Source organism: Pantoea sp. B9002, from assembly GCF_013385945.1.
Lineage (GTDB): Bacteria > Pseudomonadota > Gammaproteobacteria > Enterobacterales > Enterobacteriaceae > Pantoea.
In genome coordinates this window covers 1-334 of sequence record NZ_JACAPA010000142.1, presented here as the reverse complement: position 1 = coordinate 334, position 334 = coordinate 1, and the positions used below count along the sequence as shown (strand labels likewise).

General features: G+C 68.9%; 1 protein-coding gene. It reads right to left on the bottom strand.

Going from position 1 to position 334, the window contains the following annotated elements:
• Window positions 1-334: ATP-binding cassette domain-containing protein (locus HX773_RS25565; protein WP_176973823.1), on the bottom strand; the 334-nt coding region annotated here is incomplete at both ends.

The following is a 334-nucleotide window of genomic DNA, read 5'->3' as shown; positions in this document are numbered from 1 at the left end:
AGGTGCAGGGCCTCGCGCAGTTGTTCGTCGCTGGCCTCCGGGGCGGCAAGGCGCAGATTGGCCGCCAGGCTACCGGCGAACAGGAAACTTTCCTGCGGCGCGACATGCACGCGCTGGCGCAGTGGACCGAGTTGCAGGTCACGGATGTCCTGCCAGCCGCTGCTGTCCGAGCCGAGCAACAGGCGCCCGGCCGTTACATCGCTCAGGCGTGGCAACAGGCTGGCCAGCAAGCTCTTGCCGGTGCCGGTGGCGCCGACCAGCGCGACGATCTCTCCAGGCTGCAAGGTCAGCGAACAGTCATGCAGGATGTCGCGGCCCCCACCGGGGGCGGTGA